The sequence below is a fragment of the Acidovorax sp. Root267 genome, assembly GCF_001429215.1.
Classification (GTDB): Bacteria; Pseudomonadota; Gammaproteobacteria; order Burkholderiales; family Burkholderiaceae_C; genus Acidovorax; species Acidovorax radicis.
In genome coordinates, this window is sequence record NZ_LMJC01000030.1 from 224,590 (window position 1) to 244,177 (window position 19,588).

Annotated in this window: 17 protein-coding genes; 9 read left to right on the plus strand and 8 right to left on the minus strand. The window is 64.6% G+C overall.

Annotated elements, in window-relative coordinates; all coding sequences use genetic code 11:
* Positions 1–29: 29 nt before the first annotated feature.
* The 6 genes from ASE39_RS19655 to serA form a co-directional block, all read right to left on the minus strand.
* Positions 30–1,061 carry a TIM44-like domain-containing protein gene (locus ASE39_RS19655; RefSeq protein WP_057272248.1) on the minus strand — a complete coding sequence of 344 codons (1,032 nt, stop codon included), beginning with the start codon at positions 1,059–1,061 and terminating at the stop codon, positions 30–32.
* A 36-nt stretch (positions 1,062–1,097) separates the two neighbouring features.
* The gene (ubiE, locus tag ASE39_RS19660) at positions 1,098–1,829 is read right to left on the minus strand and encodes a bifunctional demethylmenaquinone methyltransferase/2-methoxy-6-polyprenyl-1,4-benzoquinol methylase UbiE (RefSeq protein ID WP_010461955.1); all 732 of its coding nucleotides are present in this window, start codon (positions 1,827–1,829) and stop codon (positions 1,098–1,100) included.
* A gap of 214 nt (positions 1,830–2,043) precedes the next feature.
* Positions 2,044–2,466, minus strand: coding sequence for a DUF971 domain-containing protein (locus ASE39_RS19665; RefSeq protein WP_057228835.1), 423 nt, complete (start codon positions 2,464–2,466; stop codon positions 2,044–2,046).
* Positions 2,467–2,580: 114 nt separating this feature from the next.
* Entirely contained in the window at positions 2,581–3,012 is a 432-nt protein-coding gene (locus ASE39_RS19670) for an HIT family protein (RefSeq protein WP_057272249.1), read from the minus strand.
* Positions 3,012–6,938 carry an FAD/FMN-binding oxidoreductase gene (locus ASE39_RS19675; RefSeq protein WP_057272330.1) on the minus strand — a complete coding sequence of 1,309 codons (3,927 nt, stop codon included), beginning with the start codon at positions 6,936–6,938 and terminating at the stop codon, positions 3,012–3,014. The genes ASE39_RS19670 and ASE39_RS19675 overlap by 1 nt, the downstream gene beginning before the upstream one ends.
* Before the next feature lie 121 nt (positions 6,939–7,059).
* A complete protein-coding gene (serA, locus tag ASE39_RS19680; RefSeq protein WP_057228839.1) occupies positions 7,060–8,289 on the minus strand; it encodes a phosphoglycerate dehydrogenase in 1,230 nt (409 codons plus the stop codon).
* A gap of 300 nt (positions 8,290–8,589) precedes the next feature.
* Here serA and ugpB point away from each other — a divergent pair, with 300 nt between their 5' ends.
* From ugpB to ugpQ, 6 genes are all read left to right on the plus strand, one after another.
* Positions 8,590–9,900 carry a sn-glycerol-3-phosphate ABC transporter substrate-binding protein UgpB gene (gene ugpB, locus ASE39_RS19685; RefSeq protein ID WP_010461964.1) on the plus strand — a complete coding sequence of 437 codons (1,311 nt, stop codon included), beginning with the start codon at positions 8,590–8,592 and terminating at the stop codon, positions 9,898–9,900.
* A 203-nt stretch (positions 9,901–10,103) separates the two neighbouring features.
* Entirely contained in the window at positions 10,104–10,985 is an 882-nt protein-coding gene (gene ugpA / locus ASE39_RS19690) for a sn-glycerol-3-phosphate ABC transporter permease UgpA (protein ID WP_010461967.1), read from the plus strand.
* Between the two features lie 149 nt (positions 10,986–11,134).
* On the plus strand, positions 11,135–11,986 hold the full coding sequence (gene ugpE, locus ASE39_RS19695; protein ID WP_010461970.1) for a sn-glycerol-3-phosphate ABC transporter permease UgpE: 852 nt from the start codon (positions 11,135–11,137) through the stop codon (positions 11,984–11,986).
* Between the two features lie 60 nt (positions 11,987–12,046).
* Positions 12,047–13,057 carry a sn-glycerol-3-phosphate import ATP-binding protein UgpC gene (locus ASE39_RS19700; protein ID WP_010461971.1) on the plus strand — a complete coding sequence of 337 codons (1,011 nt, stop codon included), beginning with the start codon at positions 12,047–12,049 and terminating at the stop codon, positions 13,055–13,057.
* A 4-nt stretch (positions 13,058–13,061) separates the two neighbouring features.
* Positions 13,062–13,430, plus strand: a complete 369-nt coding sequence (locus tag ASE39_RS19705) for a VOC family protein (protein WP_057228841.1) — start codon at positions 13,062–13,064, stop codon at positions 13,428–13,430.
* A complete protein-coding gene (gene ugpQ, locus ASE39_RS19710; RefSeq protein WP_057228845.1) occupies positions 13,427–14,224 on the plus strand; it encodes a glycerophosphodiester phosphodiesterase in 798 nt (265 codons plus the stop codon). Before ASE39_RS19705 ends, ugpQ begins: the two co-directional genes overlap by 4 nt.
* Positions 14,225–14,452: 228 nt before the next feature.
* On the opposite strand, the gene ASE39_RS19715 is transcribed toward ugpQ, so the two are convergent.
* Both ASE39_RS19715 and ASE39_RS19720 read right to left on the minus strand, forming a co-directional pair.
* Complete coding sequence (locus ASE39_RS19715; RefSeq protein ID WP_057272250.1) at positions 14,453–15,421, minus strand: tripartite tricarboxylate transporter substrate binding protein; 969 nt, start codon at positions 15,419–15,421, stop codon at positions 14,453–14,455.
* A gap of 151 nt (positions 15,422–15,572) precedes the next feature.
* Positions 15,573–15,851: a hypothetical protein gene (locus tag ASE39_RS19720; RefSeq protein WP_057228849.1), complete on the minus strand. Its 279-nt coding sequence runs from the start codon at positions 15,849–15,851 to the stop codon at positions 15,573–15,575.
* 72 nt (positions 15,852–15,923) lie between these two features.
* On the opposite strand from ASE39_RS19720, the gene hemA reads away from it, so the two are divergent.
* The 3 genes from hemA (at position 15,924) to prmC (ending at position 19,374) form a co-directional block, all read left to right on the plus strand.
* A complete protein-coding gene (hemA, locus tag ASE39_RS19725; RefSeq protein ID WP_010461984.1) occupies positions 15,924–17,240 on the plus strand; it encodes a glutamyl-tRNA reductase in 1,317 nt (438 codons plus the stop codon).
* Positions 17,241–17,354: 114 nt separating this feature from the next.
* A complete protein-coding gene (prfA, locus tag ASE39_RS19730; RefSeq protein ID WP_057228851.1) occupies positions 17,355–18,467 on the plus strand; it encodes a peptide chain release factor 1 in 1,113 nt (370 codons plus the stop codon).
* A 73-nt stretch (positions 18,468–18,540) separates the two neighbouring features.
* Positions 18,541–19,374 carry a peptide chain release factor N(5)-glutamine methyltransferase gene (gene prmC, locus ASE39_RS19735; RefSeq protein ID WP_010461987.1) on the plus strand — a complete coding sequence of 278 codons (834 nt, stop codon included), beginning with the start codon at positions 18,541–18,543 and terminating at the stop codon, positions 19,372–19,374.
* Positions 19,375–19,588: the final 214 nt, after the last annotated feature.

The following is a 19,588-nucleotide window of genomic DNA, read 5'->3' on the forward strand; positions in this document are numbered from 1 at the left end:
GATAGCCCCACTGCGGGGCATTTCCTTTATTACTGCAGGGCCTGCACACCCGCCACCAGCCAGCCGCTGCTGCCGGCCTTGGGTTTGGTCATGTTCCAGACCTCACGGAAGGGGCTCGGGCCCGCCGAAGGCTCTTCGCGGATCATGCCGGAGAACTCGACGCTGGCCATGTAGCCATCACCCAGGTCTTCAATGCCCAGCAACTGGGCTTCGATCATGACCACATCGGTGTGGTTGGGCTGCACGCCACGGTGGTCTTCGCGCTCTGTCAGCTGGGTGCGGATCTCGCCCAACATGCTGTCGGTCATCATGGACCGCAGCGTGTTGATGTCCGAACGGTCCCAGGCGGCTTGCAGAGTGACGAAATTGCGCTTGGCAGCAGACAGGAAGCCCTCGGTATCAAAGCCTTCCGGGATGCCCCAGTTCTGGGAACCCGACAGGCCCGAGCCAATGACCACACCCGTGCCCACCCCGCCCTGCGCAGCTCGCGAGGCGTCGAACGCCATGCTGCTGCGCTCCCAGGGGCGCGCCGAGGCGTCGTTGCCCACGTTGTTCGGGCTGTACTGTGGAGGCACCTGCGCGGCGGCAGGCGTTGCAGCACCCGCCCCCTGGAAAGCGAACGGAGCACCGCCGGCAGCAGCACCGCCATTGCCGCCACCACCACCACTGCGTGCACGCATCACCATCTTGAAGATGGCAAACGCGGCCAGCGCCAGCAGCGCGATCATCAGAATATTGCCGAACCCTGCGCCCAGCCCCAGGGAGTGGGCCAGCCACGCCAGGCCCAGACCGGCGGCCAGGCCACCCAGCATCGCACCCCAAGGCTTCTTGGCGGCTGCGGCCGCAGGGGCTGCCGCACCCGCAGCGGCGGGCTTGGCAGCCGCATTGGTAGCGCTCTGGGCCGGAGCACCTGGCGTCGCGGGCGGCGTTGCCGACTCGCGTTGCGTTACGTTGTTCGACTGCTGACCCGTCGATTTTCCACCACCCAGTCGCCGGGCGTCGGCATCGGCGTGCGCAAACGCCAGCATCGCGACCAACACCACAGACCACAGTTTCATCATGACTTCTCCGTCTCCGTTAATGACCAAGCGAAACGCTCAGCACTTGATTCCAACATGCAAGGCCACAATGCCCCCTGTCATGTTGTGATAGTCCACATGCCCAAAGCCATTTTTTTGCATGAGGCTTTTGAGTTCTTCCTGGCCCGGATGCATGCGGATCGATTCAGCCAGATACCGGTAACTCGCGTCGTCACCGGCCACCAGCTTGCCCAGCTGGGGCAGCACCTTGAACGAATACCAGTCGTACGCTTTCTCCAGCGGCTTGGCCACCTTGGAAAACTCGAGCACCAGCAGCTTGCCGCCGGGCTTGAGCACACGGCACATCTCGGCAATCGCCTGGTCCTTGTGCGTCATGTTGCGCAGGCCGAAGGCCACGCTCACCACATCGAAATGCCCGTCCGGGAACGGCAGCTTTTCGGCATCGCAAACCGTCGTCGGCAACACCACACCCGCATCGATCAGGCGGTCACGCCCCACGCGCAGCATGGCTTCGTTGATGTCGGTATGCACCACGCGGCCGGTGGCACCCACCTTCTTGGAGAACGCCAGCGCCAGGTCGCCCGTGCCGCCTGCAATGTCCAGCACCTGGCTGCCTTCGCGCAGGTTGGCCACCATCACTGTGTAGGCCTTCCAGGCGCGGTGCAGGCCCGCCGACATGAGGTCGTTCATCACGTCGTACTTGGAGGCCACGGAGTCGAACACACCCCGCACGCGGCGTGCCTTTTCCTGCTCATCCACCGACTGAAAACCAAAATGCGTGGTACTCATAAGAATCATGCTAGGCGCGTGAACGCCAGAGGTACAGCGACAACCCCGCACTGAAATGGGGCATCTGTCGCAATTTAGACAACACTATTGAAGAAAAATCAGCCGCTAGCGCTTATCTATATTGCGCCAACAGCTATCATTTCAATAGCACCTTGACGGACAAGGGCTTCCGCCGCGTTCTGTGCTCCGCCAGAAAACCACCCGGCTTTCCGCCTCAATGGCTGCCGCAGGCATGGCCCCCGGCACCACCCTTGGGCGCCATGGGCGCATCGCGGTCGGCCCCTGCGGCGGCCAGCCGCTCGGTGTATTGGGTCCACAGCGCGTCTTGCTGCTGGCCCAATTCGTAGAGGTAATCCCAGCTAAAGATGCCACTCTCGTGCCCGTCGGAAAACGTGGGCTTGACCGCGTAGTTGCCCACGGGCTCCAGGTGGACCAGCGTGACCTCCCGCTTGCCCGTCTGCAGCACTTCCTGGCCCGGGCCATGGCCCTGCACTTCGGCCGACGGTGAATACACGCGCATCAGCTCAAACGGAATGCGGAACGTGGCGCCATCGGAGAACCCCACTTCGAGCACCCGCGATGCCTCGTGCACCGTGATTGCCTGCGGCGTGGGCGCGCCCGCTTTCAAACCTGCCATGGATTCACCTGTGAGAAAACTGTTGTCAGAAACGACGGCCATGATTGTCCCACTCGCCGCAGACCCCACCACCCAGAGGGCCGGGAGACGCTCCATCACCTGGCAGAGCGCCAGTCACGCAGCAGCCAGGGGCGCCAGCTGTAGACGCAAGGCGGTTTCCAGCGCTGGCAGCAGCGCCTGCACTGCAGCCTCTTGCGCCGCAGGGCTGGGCCGCTGCGCAGCCGCCCACACGGGTGAGGGGAAGTGCGTATCCCAGTCAAACCGCGCAATCACATGCCAGTGCAGGTGCGGCACCATGTTGCCCAGTGCCGCAATGTTGACCTTGGTGGGCGACAGGTGCTGGCGCAGGGCCTGCTCCACCACCGTCACGGCCTCCATGCAGTGGGCGCGTTCGGTAGCAGCCAGGTCCGAGAACTCGGCCACATGCGCATTCCAGACCACGCGGTAGAAGGCAGGAAACCCCGCCTCCTGCGCACGGATGACACGCAGGCGCTCACCGCGCCAGACCAATGCGCCACCGTCTTCGGCGCACAAAGGGCAGACCATCAGACCAGCACCCGCTCAATGCCGCCCTGGTTGGCGCGCTGGACATAGTCGGGCATCCAGTTCTCGCCCAGGATTTCGCGCGCCATCTCGACCACGATGTAGTCGGCTTCGAGCAGACCGTTGTTCAGGTCGCCTTCGTAGCGGTTCAGGCCCTGCAGGCAGCTCGGGCAGCTGGTGAGGATCTTCACGTTGTCCTGCGCGCCCACTGCGCCGCTGGCACGCAGCTGGGCCTCGCCCTTCTTGATTTCTTCTTCCTTGCGAAAGCGCACTTGCGTGGACACATCCGGGCGCGTCACGCCCAGCGTGCCGGACTCTCCGCAGCAGCGTTCGCTCTTCAGGACCTGCTCGCCCACCAGCGCCTTCACGGTCTTCATCGAGTCCTGAAGCTTCATCGGGTTGTGGCAAGGCTCGTGGTACAGGTACGCCCCCTTGCCCTGCAGGCTGACACCCTTCTCCAGCAGGTACTCGTGGATGTCGATGATCCGGCTGCCCGGGAAGATCTTGTCGAATTCGTAGCCCTGCAGCTGGTCGTAGCAGGTGCCACAGCTCACCACCACGGTCTTGATGTCAAGGTAGTTGAGCGTGTTGGCCACGCGGTGGAAGAGCACCCGGTTGTCGGTGATCATCTTCTCGGCCTTGTCGAACTGGCCCGAGCCGCGCTGGGGGTAGCCGCAGCACAGGTAGCCCGGGGGCAGCACGGTTTGCACCCCGGTGTGCCACAGCATGGCCTGCGTGGCCAGGCCGACCTGGCTGAACAGGCGCTCCGAGCCACACCCCGGGAAATAGAACACCGCTTCCGTCTCGGCCGTGGTGGTGGCCGGGTTGCGGATGATGGGCACGTAGTCCTTGTCCTCGATATCGAGCAGTGCGCGCGCCGTCTTCTTGGGCAATCCCCCCGGCAGCTTCTTGTTGATGAAATGGATCACCTGCTCCTTGATCGGAGCCGTGCCCACCGTCGCCGGCGGCTTGGCCGTCTGCTTGCGGCCCACCTTGCGCAGCAGATCCACGGCCAGGCGCTGAGCCTTGAAGCCCACATCCACCATGGCCGAACGCATGAACTTGATGGTGTCCGGGTTGGTGGCGTTGAGCATGGTCATCGCCAGCGCGTTGCCAGGCCGGAACGTCTTCTTGCCCATCTTGCGCAGCAGGTTGCGCATGTTCATGGTGACGTCGCCGAAGTCGATCTTCACCGGGCAGGGGCTTTCGCACTTGTGGCACACCGTGCAATGGTCGGCCACGTCCTCAAACTCCTGCCAGTGCTTGATGCTCACACCCCGGCGGGTCTGCTCTTCGTACAAAAACGCCTCGACCAGCAGCGAGGTGGCCAGGATCTTGTTGCGCGGGCTGTAGAGCAAATTGGCGCGTGGCACGTGCGTGGAGCACACGGGCTTGCACTTGCCGCAGCGCAGGCAGTCCTTGACCGAATCGGCAATCGCGCCGATGTCGCTCTGCTGCATGATCAGCGACTCGTGCCCCATGAGGCCGAAACTGGGGGTGTAGGCATTCGTCAGGTCGGCCTGCAAGGCGGGCTTCGACGCCGAATTTGAAGCCAAATTGGCCTCCAGCGCTTGTCCATCAACCGCTGGTAGCTCCTGATTCCGGAGCAACTTACCCTTATTGAAGCGGCCCTCGGGGTCCACCCGCTGCTTGTACTGCGCAAACGGCAGCAGCTCTTCGTCGGTCAAGAACTCCAGCTTGGTGATGCCAATGCCGTGTTCGCCCGAAATCACGCCGTCCAGGCTGCGCGCCAGCACCATGATGCGCGCCACGGCCTCGTGCGCGGTCTGCAGCATCTCATAGTCGTCGCTGTTGACGGGCAGGTTGGTGTGCACATTGCCGTCGCCCGCATGCATGTGCAGCGCCACCCACACCCGGCCCTTGAGCACGCGCTTGTGGATGGCCACAGCCTCGTCCAGGATGGGCTTGAACGCCGCGCCGGTGAAGATGCCTTGCAGCGGCGCCCGCAGCTGGATCTTCCAGCTCGCGCGCAGCGTGTGGTCCTGCAGTTGGGGAAACAGGGTTTCCACACCGTGCAGCCAGCCTTGCCACAGCGCGCGGACCTCCTCCACCAAACCGATGGCCTGGGCCACGCGCTCCTGCAGCAGCTCCGGCGAGGGCACCTCGTCATCGGCGTCGTGTTTGCCCAAGGGCAGGTTGCCCCGCTCGAAGAACTCGGTCAGCGCGTCGCACAGCTTGATCTTGTTGCGCAGGGAGAGCTCGATGTTGATGCGCTCGATGCCGTCGGTGTACTCGGCCATGCGCGGCAGCGGGATCACCACGTCTTCGTTGATCTTGAAGGCGTTGGTGTGGCGGCTGATGGCGGCCGTCTTCTTGCGGTCGGCCCAGAACTTCTTGCGCGCTTCGGCCGTGATGGCCACAAAACCTTCGCCACTGCGGGTGTTGGCCAGGCGCACGACCTCGCTGGTCACGCGGGCCACGTCGTCGGCGTTGTCGCCCGCGATGTCTCCTATCAGCACCATCTTGGGCAGGCCACCGTTGCCCTTCTTGCTCTTGGTGGCGTAGCCCACGGCCTTCAGGTAGCGGTCGTCCAGGTGCTCCAGCCCCGCCAGCAGCACGCCACTGCGCTTTTGCTCGGCGAACATGAAGTCCTTGATCTCGACGATGGAAGGCACGGCGTCCTTGGCGTTGCCGAAGAACTCCATGCACACGGTGCGCGTGTGCTCGGGCATGCGGTGCACCACCCAGCGCGCGCTGGTGATGAGGCCATCGCAACCTTCTTTCTGGATACCGGGCAGGCCCGACAGAAACTTGTCCGTCACGTCCTTGCCCAGGCCTTCCTTGCGGAAGGTGCGACCGGGGATGGCCAGGCGCTCGGTGCGCACGGGCGTCTTGCCGTCGGCCTCGAAATACTGCAGATCGAAGGTGGCCGTCTCCGCGTCATGGATCTTGCCCATGTTGTGGTCCAGCCGCGTCACTTCGAGCCACTGGGCGTCGGGCGTCACCATGCGCCAGCTGGCCAGGTTGTCCAGCGCCGTGCCCCAGAGCACGGCCTTCTTGCCGCCCGCGTTCATGGCGATGTTGCCGCCGATGCAGCTGGCCTCGGCGCTGGTCGGGTCCACGGCAAACACAAAACCCGCACGCTCGGCCGCATCGGCCACGCGCTGGGTGACCACGCCGGCCTCGGTCCACACCGTGCCCACTTCGCGGTCCATGCCCGGCAGGCGGCGCATCTCCACCTCGGTCATGGCTTCGAGCTTTTCGGTGTTGATGACCACGCTCTTCCACGTCAGCGGAATCGCGCCGCCGGTGTAGCCGGTGCCGCCTCCGCGTGGAATGATGGTCAGGCCCAGCTCGATGCAGCCCTTGACCAGGCCTGCCATCTCGGTTTCCGTATCCGGCGTGAGCACCACAAACGGGTATTCAACGCGCCAATCGGTCGCGTCGGTCACATGGCTCACGCGCGAGAGGCCGTCAAACTTGATGTTGTCCTTGGCAGTCAGGCGGCCCAGGGTCTTCTGGATCTGGCGGCGCAGCTGCGCGGCCTGCTCGAAGGTGGCGTTGAATTCGGCCACGGCGCGGCGCGCAGCCACCACCAGTTCACCCACCAGACGGTCGCGCCCGGCGTCGTCGTCGGGTGTGCGGCGTTTTTCGATCTCGCCCAGCCGGTGCTGCAGGGCATCGACCAGGAGCTTGCGGCGGTTGGGGTTGTCCAGCAGGTCGTCCTGCAGGTAGGGGTTGCGCTGCACCACCCAGATATCGCCCAGCACTTCATACAACATGCGGGCAGATCGCCCGGTGCGGCGCTCTTTGCGCAGCTGGTCCAGCACATCCCAGGCCGGAGACCCCAGCAGGCGGATCACGATCTCCCGGTCGGAGAACGAGGTGTAGTTGTAAGGAATTTCGCGCAGACGCACAGGCTCGGCAGCCTGCGTCTGCAAGGCAGCCAACGCAATCGGAACATTCATGGGGTCAACCTGGGGCGGGCGCTGCGCGCCCATGAGCCTTGGGGGCGCGATTTTAAGCCACCGGCCCTCCTCTCGCCGGGCCGGGGCTACGCGGATCGGCGCCAGGGACCGATGGACAGCGTCAGAAAAGCACGCGGCTGCGCAGTGTGCCGCCGACCTTGGCCAGCTTGTCCAGCGCCAGGTCGGACGATGCCGCGTCGATGTCGATCACCACATAGCCGATCTTCTCGTTGGTCTGCAGGTACTGGGCCGAGATGTTGATCTGGTTGTCCGAGAAGATGCGGTTGATCTCCGACAGCACGCCCGGCACGTTGCGGTGGATGTGCAGCAGGCGGTGCTTGCCAGGGTGTGCAGGCAGCGCCACCTCGGGGAAGTTGACCGACGAGGTGCTGGTGCCGTTGTCGCTGTATTTCACGAGCTTTTCCGCCACTTCGAGGCCAATGTTGGCTTGCGCTTCCATGGTGGAGCCACCGATGTGGGGGGTCAGAATCACGTTGTCCAGGCCGCGCAGGGGCGACTGGAACTCGTCCTTGTTGGTGCGCGGCTCCACCGGGAACACGTCGATGGCGGCGCCCAGCAGCTGCTTGGCTTTGAGCGCTTCTGCCAGCGCCTCAATATCCACCACCGTGCCACGCGCGGCGTTGATGAGGATGCCGCCGGGTTTCATCGCCGCGATTTCGGCGGCGCCGATCATGCCTTCGGTGGACGGCAGTTCGGGCACGTGCAGGCTCACGATGTCGCACTGCCCCAGCAGGTCGTGCAGATGCTGCACCTGGCGTGCATTGCCCAACGGCAGCTTGTTGACCACGTCGAAGAAGGCCACCTGCATGCCCAGGGCCTCGGCCAGCACGGACAGCTGCGTGCCGATGGAGCCGTAGCCCACGATACCCAAAGTCTTGCCCCGGATTTCGTACGCGTTGTCGGCCGACTTGAGCCAGCCACCCCGGTGCGCCACCGCGTTCTTCTCGGGGATGCCGCGCAGCAGCAGGATGGCCTCGGCCAGCACCAGCTCGGCCACAGAGCGGGTGTTGGAATACGGCGCGTTGAAAACGGCAATGCCGCGTTCGCGCGCGGCGTTCAGGTCCACCTGGTTGGTGCCAATACAAAAGCAGCCCACGGCCACCAGCTTGTGCGCCTGGGCAAACACCTCTTCGGTGAGCTGGGTGCGCGAGCGGATGCCCACGAAGTGCACATCCGCAATCTTGCGCTTGAGTTCCTCGTCCGGCAGCGCACCGGACACCGTCTCGATCTGGGTGTAGCCAGCAGCACGGATCACATCCACGGCGGAAGCGTGGATGCCCTCGAGCAGCAGGAATTTGATCTTGTTCTTGTCCAGCGAATTGGTAGCCATGGCGATAAGAAGAAAGGGTGTGGAGAAAAGAGACTCGGCGCGTTTGCAGCGCGAACGAACCGACGCGGAGGCGACTGGCACGCGACCCGCAGCATGGTGCATTGCACAAAACCTTGCAAGCCTCGGCAAATGCGCCACACCTTGTCACAAAAGAGTCACAATCGCTTCCCTCATGGGGACCCCAAGGGGTTTCCCCGGTTGTTGCAAGCGCAAGGCTCATGCGACAACGACATATCAATGTCACATCGGCTGCATAGCATCCAGCCCTTGTGCTTTTCGTCATCCTCGGAGGAAATATTCATGCAAACGAAGCATCTGGCGGTCTGCGCTGCCATTGCCTTGTCGGTCTGCGCACCAGCGCAGGCACAACAGGTGGAGATTCAGTGGTGGCATTCGATGAGCGCAGCGCTCGGCGACTGGGTCAACGATCTGGCCAAACAATACAACGCCAGCCAGACCAAATACAAGGTCGTGCCCACCTACAAGGGCACGTATGACGAATCGATGACAGGCGCCATCGCCGCCTTCCGTGCTGGCAACGCACCCCACATCCTGCAGGTGTTTGAAGTGGGCACCGCCACCATGATGTCCAGCAAGGGCGCCATCGTCCCAGCGGCCAAGGTGCTCAACGATGCAGGCTTCAAGTTCGACCCCACCCAATACGTGTCCGCTGTCGCCGGCTACTACACCGCGCCCAATGGCCAGATGCTGAGCTACCCGCTCAACAGCTCCACCACCATCTTCTATTACAACAAGGACGCCTTCAAGAAGGCCGGCCTGGACGCCGACAAGCCGCCAAAGACCTGGCCCGAAGTGTTCGCAGCCGCCTCCAAGCTCAAGGCCAGCGGCCACAGCTGCCCGTTCACCACCAGCTGGATCAGCTGGACGCAGCTGGAGAGCTTCTCGCTGTGGCACAACACCCTGTTCGCCTCCAAGAACAACGGCTTTGACGGCAACGACGCCCAGCTGCAGGTCAACACCCCCCTGCACGTGCGCCACTTCGAGAACCTGGCCAAGGCCTCCAAGGACGGTAGCTTCGTCTACAAGGGCCGCGGCAATCTGCCGGACGCATCCTTCCCTTCGGGCGAATGCGCCATGATCACCGGCTCTTCCGGTCTGTACGCCCGCGTGGCCAAGGAAGCCAAGTTTGCCTACGGCATCTCTGCCCTGCCCTATTACGACGATGTGAAGGGCGCGCCCCAGAACACCGCGATCGGCGGCGCCAGCCTGTGGGTGATGGCTGGCAAGAAGGCTGAGGAATACAAGGGCGTGGCCGACTTCCTGAACTTCCTGAATGACACCAAGGTGCAGGCCGCCAGCCACCAGCGCACGGGCTACCTGCCCGTGACCATGGGCGCCTACCAGCTGACCGAGGCTTCGGGCTTCTACACCAAGAACCCCGGCACCGACGTGGCCGTGACGCAGATGATCAAGAAGGCCACTGAAAAGTCGCGGGGCATCCGCCTGGGCAACTTCGTGCAGATCCGCTCCATCATCGACGAGGAAACCGAACAGATCTGGTCGGGCAAGAAGTCGCCCAAGGAAGCCCTGGACACGGCCGTGACCCGTGGCAACGAGCAACTGGCCCGTTTCGCGCGCGCCAACAAGTAAGTTCTGACGAGCGTCTATTGATGCCACCGGGCCGTTGAGGCCCGGTGGCATCGAAAGCCCGCCGCCCCCGTAAACCCTGCGGTTTACTGGGCGGCGGGTTGTCTTTTTTTGCCGCCGGGCAGTCCCACGGCAAAAGCGGCCCGATGGCGGGCCCGCGCTCCCGCGCAGCAGCCAGCGCGGGGACATTTTTTGAGAGTCTGGACATGGAAAAACGCGTTCTCTTTCGCTCTGCATGGCTGCCGTGGGTGCTTCTGGCACCCCAGCTGGCCATCATCAGCGTCTTCTTCTTCTGGCCTGCCGGTCAGGCCCTGGTGCAATCGTTCCAGATGCAGGATTCCTTCGGCTTCTCGAAGGAATGGGTGGGTTTTGACAACTTCCGGGACCTGTTCCAGGACCCGGGCTACCTGGCGTCGTTCAAGACCACGGCCTTCTTCTCGATCCTGGTTGCAGTCAGCGGCATCACGCTGTCGCTGATCCTCGCGATCTTTGCCGACCGCATCATCAAGGGCGCGATGGTCTACAAGACCGCGCTGCTGCTGCCCTACGCCGTGGCCCCCGCCGTGGCGGGCGTGCTGTGGATGTTCATGTTTTCGCCCTCGCTGGGGGTGGTGGCCTACATGCTGCGCCAGTCCGGTTTCGACTGGAACCACATGCTCAACGCCGACCACGCCATGGCGCTGATCGTGATCGCGGCGGTGTGGAAGCAGATCTCCTACAACTTCCTGTTCTTCCTGGCAGGCCTGCAGTCCATACCGAAGTCGCTCATCGAGGCCGCCGCCATAGACGGTGCAGGCCCCTGGCGCCGGTTCTGGAGCATCCAGTTCCCGCTGCTGTCGCCCACCACGTTCTTCCTGCTGGTGATCAACGTGGTGTACGCGTTTTTCGACACCTTCGCCATCGTCGATGCCACCACACAAGGCGGCCCGGGCCGAGACACCGCCATCCTGGTCTACAAGGTCTACCACGATGGGTTCAAGGCCATGGACATGGGCGGATCGGCCGCGCAGTCGGTGGTGCTGATGGTGATCGTGGTGGTGCTCACCGTGATCCAGTTCCGCTACGTTGAAAAGAAAGTGCAGTACTAGATGACTCCCCCCCGAAGCGCCTTTGGCGCCTCCCCCTCGAGGGGGCGCCTCCAGCGGCCCGGCAAAGCCGGTTCCGCGGTGGCACGCGCAATGGCGCCCTTTGATTCACGCATGTCTTCTTCATCGCCCCTCTCTCCTGGAGCCCTCGCATGGTAGAGCGCAGTCCTTATTTCACCGCGTTCTCGCACCTCGTCATGGTGCTGGGCGTGGTCATCGTCGGTTTTCCGCTGTACCTGGCCTTTGTGGCCTCCACCCACACGGCGCAGGACATTGTCCAGGTGCCCATGCCCATGGTGCCCGGCGGCAACTTCTGGCAAACCTACCACGACGCCCTGTTCGGCGGCGGCTCCGGCGCGGGCTCCACCGCACCCGTGGCGCGCATGATGTGGGTGAGTTTTGTCACCGCCATCGTCATCACGCTGGGCAAGATCGCGATCTCGCTGCTGTCGGCATTCGCCATCGTGTACTTCCGCTTCCCGTTCAAGGGCATCTGCTTCTGGCTGATCTTCATCACGCTGATGCTGCCGGTGGAAGTGCGCATCGGCCCCACCTACCAGGTGGTGTCGGACCTCGGCATGCTCAACAGCTACGCGGGCCTCACGGTGCCGCTGATTGCCTCGGCCACGGCCACGTTCCTGTTCCGGCAGTTCTTCCTCACGGTGCCGGATGAACTGGTGGAAGCCGCCCGCGTGGACGGCGCCGGCCCGATGCGCTTCTTCAAGGACATCCTGGTGCCGCTGTCGCGCACGTCGATTGCCGCGCTGTTCGTGATCCAGTTCATCTATGGCTGGAACCAGTACCTGTGGCCGCTGCTGGTGACCACGTCCGAAGACATGTACCCCGTGGTGATCGGCATCAAGCGCATGCTGGCCGGCGGCGATGCGGGCAACGAGTGGAACATCGTGATGGCCACGGCCCTGCTGGCCATGCTGCCACCCGCCTTTGTGGTGGTGGTCATGCAGCGCTGGTTCGTCAAGGGCCTGGTGGACACCGAAAAATAAGACAAAACCCCTGCTAGCGCTTATCTATCAAGCACTTGTAGCTATCAAATTTATTGCATCATGGCATCCATATCTCTTCGCAACATCATCAAGCGCTACGGCCACGGCCCCAAGGCCAACCAGGTGATCCACGGCGTCAACGCCGAGGTCAAGGACGGCGAGTTCATCGTCATCGTGGGCCCCTCGGGCTGTGGCAAATCCACCCTGCTGCGCATGGTGGCGGGCCTGGAGGAAATCTCTGGCGGCGAGCTTCGCATCGGCGACCGTGTGGTCAATGACCTGGAACCCGCCCAGCGCGACATCGCGATGGTGTTCCAGAACTACGCGCTGTATCCGCACATGACGAACTTCGACAACATGGCCTATGGCCTGAAGATCGCCAAGGTCCCCAAGGAAGAAATCAAGGCGCGCGTCGACAAGGCCGCCAAGATCCTTGAATTGGGGCACCTGCTTGAGCGCAAGCCGCGCGAGCTGTCCGGCGGCCAGCGCCAGCGCGTGGCCATGGGCCGCGCCATCGTGCGCCAGCCCCAGGTGTTTTTGTTTGACGAGCCGCTGTCCAACCTGGACGCCAAGCTGCGCGCGCAAACCCGCCTCGAAATCCAGAAGCTGCACCGTGAACTCGGTATCACCAGCCTGTTCGTGACCCACGATCAGGTGGAAGCCATGACGCTGGCGCAGCGCATGATCGTGATGAACGCGGGCAACATGGAGCAGTTCGGCACGCCCGAAGAGGTCTACCACACGCCCGCCACCACCTTCGTGGCCAGTTTCATCGGCTCGCCGCCCATGAACCTGCTCAAGAACGCCCCCAGCGCCGCGCCCGGCACCATCCTGGGCATCCGCCCCGAGCACCTGGACGTGCGCAGCGAAGGCTGGGAAATCAAGGTGGAAACGGTCGAACTGCTGGGCGCCGAACGCCTGATCTACGGCCGCATCAATGGCGAGCAGATCATTGTGCGCGTGGAAGAAGGCACCCATGCACCAGCGCCTGACTCGGTGATCCACGTGGTGCCGCGCCCAGACCGCCTGCACGCATTCGACGCCACCACCGGCAAACGCATCGCTGCCTGAGCTGATGTTGCCCAAGCCGGCCGCCAGCAGCGGGAACGGGGTTCAGGCCACCGTTCCTGTGCTGGCGTCTCTGAACCTTGCAGAAACCCTGCGGTTCTACACCGAGCACCTGGGCTTTGCTCCGCTGCTGGAGATGGACAACTACCTGATCCTGCAGCGTGATGGTTGTGAACTGCATTTCTGGCCCTGCAACGAACCCCACATTGCAGAGAACACCTCGTGCTATGTGCGTGCAGACACAGAATCGCTGCACGCGGATTTCACGGCACGGGGCCTGCAAGTGGCACCCCCCATCGTCCAGCCCTGGGGCATGAAGGAGATGTACGTCATCGACCCCCACGGCAACCTGCTGAAGTTTGGTGAACCCGCATGAGCGCTCCCTCGCCCGCCCCTGTATCCACCTTGGCCCCCTGGCCCTACCCCCGCTGGATCGCGCACCGCGGCGCCGGCAAGCTGGCCCCTGAAAACACCCTGGCCGCCTTCCGGCTGGGCGCCCAGCATGGGTACCGCATGTTCGAGTGCGACGCCAAGCTGAGTGCCGACGGCGTGCCGTTTCTGATGCACGACGCCACGCTGGACCGCACCACCAACGCGGCGCAGGTGCTAGGCACCACCGCCAGCAACACCGGGGGCGACCACCCCTGGAGCGCGCTGGCCCAGCTGGACGCCGGCAGCTGGCATTCGCGCACCCATGCGGGSGAGCCGTTGCCCACTCTGGAGAACATGGCACGCTACTGCATCGCCAACGGGTTCTTCCTGAACATCGAAATCAAACCGACACCCGGGGCCGAGGAAAAAACGGGCCGGGTGGTGGGGGAACATGCGGCGCGGCTGTGGCAAGGCCAGGCCGTGCTGCCCCTGTTCTCGTCCTTCCAGCCCGAAGCGCTGGCAGGCGCCCGGGCCACGGCCCCCCACATTCCACGCGCCCTGCTGCTGGACACGTTGCGCAACGGCTGGCTGGACCTGGCACGCCAGCTGGGCTGTGTGGCCATCGTGTGCAACCACGCACTGTGGGATGCGGCACTGGTCGCACAGGTCCACGGCGCAGGCCTGCGTGCGCTGAGCTACACAGTGAACGACGACTGGGCCGCGCAGCGGCTCATTCACCTGGAAACCGACGGCATCATCACCGACCGCGTGGACTTTTTTTCGCCCGCCACGCCCTAGGGCGTGCCGTCACCCGAAACCCGCTCCAAGGCCAGCGCCACCGCGGAACCGGCTTTGCCGGGCCTCCATTGGCGTCCCTCTCCGCGCGGACTTTTTTTTGCCCGCCACGCCCTAGGGCATGCCGTCACCCCAACCCCGCACCAAGGCCAGCGCCACCGTGGAACCGGCTTTGCCGGGCCACCGGCGGCGTCCCCCTTCCAGCGGGAAGGCGCGCAGCGCCTCAGGGGGTCAGTCCAACTTTGCGCCCGACTTCTTCACCGCGTCGGCCCAGCGCGGCAGCTCGGCCGCAAGGAATTTCGCAAAATCGTCCGATCCCAGAAACGCCGGATCGGCCCCCTGGCTCACCATGCGATTGCGCACATCGGGCATCTGCAGCACCTGTCCAAAGGCATCGCTGAGCTTGTTGACCACGTCCTTGGGCGTGCCTGCAGGGGCCAGAAAGCCGTAGAAGCCCACCACCTCAAAGCCCTTGATGCCGCTCTCGATCACCGTGGGCACATCGGGCAGCGCGGGGTTGCGCTCCTTGCTGGTCACGGCCAGGGCGCGCACCTTGCCCTGCTTGTGGTAGCTGGCCGCCTGCGGGATGCTCTCGGCCATGAATTGCACCTGCCCGCCCATGAGGTCGGTGAATGCCGGGGCGCTGCCCCGGTAGGGAATGTGCACCATGAACAGGCCCGTGGCGGTCTTGAACATCTCGGGCACCAGGTGGCTGATGCCGCCGTTGCCCGCCGAGCCAAAGTTGACCTGGCCCGGTCGCGACTTGGCATAGGCCATGAACTCCTGCAGGTTCTTGGCGGGCACGCCGGGGTTCACCAAAAGGGCCAGTGGCTGCATGGCGGTGCGCGCAATCGGCACAAAATCCTTGAGGGTCGAATACGGCAACCGGCTGTAGAGCCCCGGGTTGATGACCATCACGCCGGTGTTGGCCAGCATGAGGGTGTGGCCGTCGGGCGGCGCCTTCATCACGTCCTGCGCGCCCACGGTGCCACCCGCGCCAGCCTTGTAATCCACCACCACGGGCTGGCCCAGCACGGCCTGCAGCTTGTCGGTAAGCAAACGGGCATGCTGGTCCAGCGGGCCGCCCGCCGGAAACCCCACCACGATGCGAATGGGTTTGGAAGGGAAGGCCTGGGCCTGCGCGGCGGCAGACAGGGCAAGACCTGCGGCAAGGGCGATCCAGGTACGCATCAGCTTCATGGGGGGTGTCTCCAGCAGTCAGTGTTATGGGTGTGCGTCCTTCAGCGGCGGACCATGGGGCGACGCCGCTGAAGAGGCACCAAGGCTAGCAGACACCAGGGCGCCAGAACCCCGTCCCCCGGCCCTCGCAAACCCTCAGGAGGGCAGGCGCTCAGGCCTTCCAGCCCCGCACCAGAACCCACTGGCAGGTTGCACAGACCACGACCAGGGCAGCGTAGGTCAGCATCTTGCCGTCACGCCCCCACACCACAAGCCCTGCCAGCAGCGTGGCCAGCCCGACCCCAAAAACAACAGCGGCATGCAGCCACCCCGAGAGCGTTGCGGGCGCCTTGGAGTGGATGAAACGCCTTGAAAGCACCAGCAGCAGCGCCATGGCGGCGGCAGGTGCCGCAAAATTGAGCAGGTGGTTGAAAACGTCCAGAGGACCCATGGAATTGACCCAAATCAAGGCTTGAACAAGCAAGGCCGCCTGTTCGGGCCAACAATTTTATAATCGGTGACTATGGCAGTCTGGGCCCTCGGCATCAACCACACCACCGCGCCGCTCGATCTGCGTGGCCGGTTCGCGTTCGCGCTCGACCAGATCGCCCCCACATTACACGGTTTGCGTCAGTCGCTGGGCACCACCAGCCGCCACCCCGGGGTGGAAACCGCCATCATCTCCACCTGCAACCGCACCGAAATCTACTGCGCGGGCGAGCAGGCCGCCATGGACCATACGCTGGGCTGGCTGGCCCAGAGCGGCGGTGTGAGCCCCGCACTGCTGCGCTCGCACTCCTACACGCTCGAAGACAGCCTGGTCGCGCGCCACGCCTTCCGCGTGGCCAGCGGGCTCGACTCGATGGTGCTGGGCGAAGCCCAGATCCTGGGCCAGATGAAGGATGCCGTGCGCGCCGCCGAAACCGCTGGCGCCCTGGGCACCACGCTCAACCAGTTGTTCCAGCGCAGCTTTGCCGTGGCCAAGGAGGTGCGCACCAGCACCGAGATCGGCGCCCACAGCATCAGCATGGCCGCCGCCGCCGTGCGCCTGGCCAGCCAGCTGTTTGAAGACCTCGGCAAGATCCGCGTGCTGTTCGTCGGCGCGGGCGAAATGATCGAGCTGTGCGCCACGCACTTCGCGGCCAAGAACCCCAAGCAGATCGCCATTGCCAACCGCACGCTCGAGCGCGGCGAGAAGCTGGCCACCCGCTTTGGCGGCGAGGTGATGCGCCTGGCCGACCTGCCCGAGCGCCTGCACGAGTTCGACGCGGTGATCAGCTGCACCGCCAGCAGCCTGCCCATCATCGGCCTGGGCGCCGTGGAGCGCGCCCTCAAGAAGCGCCGCCACCGTCCCATGTTCATGGTCGACCTGGCCGTGCCGCGCGACATCGAGCCCGAGGTCAAGGCCCTGGGCGATGTCTACCTGTACACCGTGGACGACCTGGCCAGCGTGGTGCAGACCGCCCAGGCCAACCGCCAGGCCGCCGTGGCCCAGGCCGAGGCCATCATCGACGCCGGCGTACAGAGCTTCATGCACTGGATGGAGCTGCGCAGCCCCGTGGGCGAGACCGGTGGTGTCGTGCCGCTGATCCAGCAGCTCAACGCGCAGACCGACGAGTGGCGCGCGCTGGAGATCGCACGCGCCAAGAAGCTGCTGGCCAAGGGCGAGGATGTGGACGCCGTGCTGGAGGCGCTGTCGCGCGGCCTCACGCAAAAGATGCTGCACGGCACCCTGGCCGAGCTGCGCGCTGGCGATGCCGAAGTGCGCGCCCAGACGGCCCAGACCGTCTCGCGCCTGTTCCTGCGCTCGCAAAGCAAGACCCCCCACAACGGCCTGTAGCGGCGCTCGCCCGCTCCACAGCCCGCCCCGATTTCAATCCAAATCGGCCCCTAGCGCTTTATCCACAAGCGCCACAAGCTACAAAATCAGTAGCCCCTCCTTTTCCAGAATTCCATGAAACCATTTCTCCGAAGCCAGCTGGAGCGCTATGCGCAGCGCCTGGGCGAACTCGACTTTCTGCTCTCGCGCGAAGACATCATGAGCGACATGGCGCAGTACCGGCGCATCTCCGTCGAACATGCCGAGGTCACACAGGTGGCAGGGCGCTACGCCCGCTACCAGCAGCGCGAAGCTGATCTGGCCGGCGCCCGCGAAATGCTGGGCGACCCCGACATGGCCGAGATGGCGCAGGAAGAAATCACCAGTGCCGAAGCCGAACTGCTGCAGCTCGCAGACGAACTGCAGCGCCTGCTGTTGCCGAAGGACCCCGACGATGCGCGCAACGCGTTCGTCGAAATCCGCGCCGGCACGGGCGGCGACGAATCGGCCCTGTTCGCGGGCGATCTCACGCGCATGTACACCCGCTACGCCGACCGCGTGGGCTGGAAGGTGGAGATCGTGAGCGAGAACGCGGCCGAACTGGGCGGCTACAAGGAAATCGTGCTGCGCGTCGAAGGCCAGCCCGGAACGGGCCCCTCCGGTAGCGGTGTCTACGGCACCCTCAAGTTCGAATCCGGCGGCCACCGCGTGCAGCGCGTGCCCGCCACCGAAACACAAGGCCGCATCCACACCAGCGCCTGCACCGTGGCCGTGATGCCCGAGCCCGACGAGCACGAGGCCATCAAGCTCAACCCGGCGGACCTGCGCATCGACACCTTCCGCGCATCCGGCGCGGGCGGCCAGCACATCAACAAGACCGACTCCGCCGTGCGCGTGGTGCACTTGCCCACCGGCATCGTGGCCGAATGCCAGGATGGCCGCAGCCAGCACGCCAACAAGGCCAAGGCGCTGCAGGTGCTGCAGGCGCGCATCCAGGAAAAGGACCGTAGCGAGCGCGCCGCCAAAGAGGCCGCGCTGCGCAAGGGCCTGATCGGCAGCGGCGACCGCAGCGACCGCATCCGCACGTACAACTTCCCGCAGGGCCGCCTGACGGACCACCGCATCAACCTCACCTTGTACAAGCTGCTGTATGTGATGGAAGGCGACCTGGCCGACGTGCTGCAGGCCCTGGCCCATGCGCGCGAAGCCGAGCAACTGGAAGAGCTGGAGATGGGCACCACAGGCTGATTTCTACCCAAAATTTGAACAAAATTGGCCTCTGGCGCTTGATGAGAAAGCGCCAGAAGCTATCAAAATAGTAGTGAACAACACCTCCCCCACCCTGGCCCAGGCACTGAACCAGGCCCGCACCCTGGGCCTGGACCGCATCGATGCGCAACTGCTGCTGCTGCACGCCCTGGCCCGCCCGGATGCAGGCCGCGCCTGGCTGCTGGCGCACGACACCGACACGATGGATGCGGTCGTGCACGGCCAGTTCATTGCGTTGTGCCAGCGCCGCGTGGCGGGCGAACCCGTGGCCTACCTCACCGGGCGCAAGGAGTTCTATGGCCTGCCGTTGCAGGTGGATGCACGCGTGCTGGACCCGCGCCCGGACACCGAGACGCTGGTGGACTGGGCGCTGGAGGTGATCGCCCCTCTGCCCGCACCGCAGGTGGTGGACCTGGGCACCGGCAGCGGCGCGATTGCACTGGCCCTGCAGAGCCAGCGCCCCACCGCGCAGGTGATGGCCGTGGACGCCAGCACCGATGCCCTGGCCGTGGCCCGGGCCAATGCCGACCGGCTGGGCCTGCACGTTCGGTTTGCACAGGGCAACTGGCTCACCGAGGTGCATGGGCGCTTCGACGCCATCGTCTCCAATCCGCCCTACATCGCCAGTGCCGACCCGCACCTGGCCGCCCTCACGCACGAACCGTTGCAGGCCCTTGCCAGTGGCGCCGATGGGCTCGACGACATCCGCACCATCGTCGCGCAGGCGCCCGGCTGCCTTGCGCCGGGCGGCTGGTTGCTGCTGGAACACGGCCATGACCAGGCACAGGCGGTGCGCGATCTGCTGCAGCGTGCAGGCTTCAGCACGGTGGCCAGCAGGCGCGATCTGGCAGGCATCGAGCGCTGCACAGGTGGTTGCTGGGCCTAGCAGGCTGCCGGACTTGGGAGTCGTCGGCTGCAAATCGGCCGCAGCGGAACGGTTCTCTTCCCACCAACTGTTACAAACAAAGCCCGACGCAGCGGTGTGGGCAATTCAATAATCACCGGCACCCGCTGCGGGGCAACACCTTGCCGCCACCGCTTCGGACGGCGCCCGTGTGATCGATCGGTGCCATGCCATCCGCGCCAGGCACCCTCGGACG